At 56.3% G+C, this 412-nt stretch carries 1 protein-coding gene; it reads left to right on the top strand.

Features of this window, described 5'->3' with window-relative positions; translation table 11 throughout:
- Nucleotides 1-412 (top strand): diguanylate cyclase domain-containing protein (locus tag AC0L17_RS34630; RefSeq protein ID WP_473519012.1); only part of this gene is annotated, 412 nt, incomplete at both ends.

Here is a 412-nt window from a genome sequence, read left to right as displayed (position 1 = left end):
TTGCAATGCTGATTGATCTGGACGGCTTCAAATCTGTCAACGATACCTACGGTCACAGGACCGGTGATGAACTGCTCATCATGATCGCCCGCCGCATCGAGCAGGCAGCGCCGGCAGGCTCAACGCTCGCCCGTATCGGCGGCGATGAGTTCGTGCTGTTTTTTCCTTCATTCAGGAGTTCGCTTTCTCCCAGTACCCTCGCATCCAATATCATAGCCAAAGTCGCCAGCCCCTATCCTAAAGTCGCGTCCGTCCGGATCGGTGCATCGATCGGAATATACTTGGCTGAAAGGCCGGGGCTGACGGAAATGTTGCTGCGGGCGGATGTCGCTCTTTACACGGCCAAGCGTCGTGGCAGGAACGAATTTCGCCTGTTCGATGCCGAACTCGACAGGGAATTGCAACGTCGCCA

It is taken from the genome of Mesorhizobium sp. WSM4829, assembly GCF_055811475.1.
The sequence above is the reverse complement of the archived record's forward strand: the minus strand, read 5'-3'. Positions and strand labels throughout refer to the sequence as shown.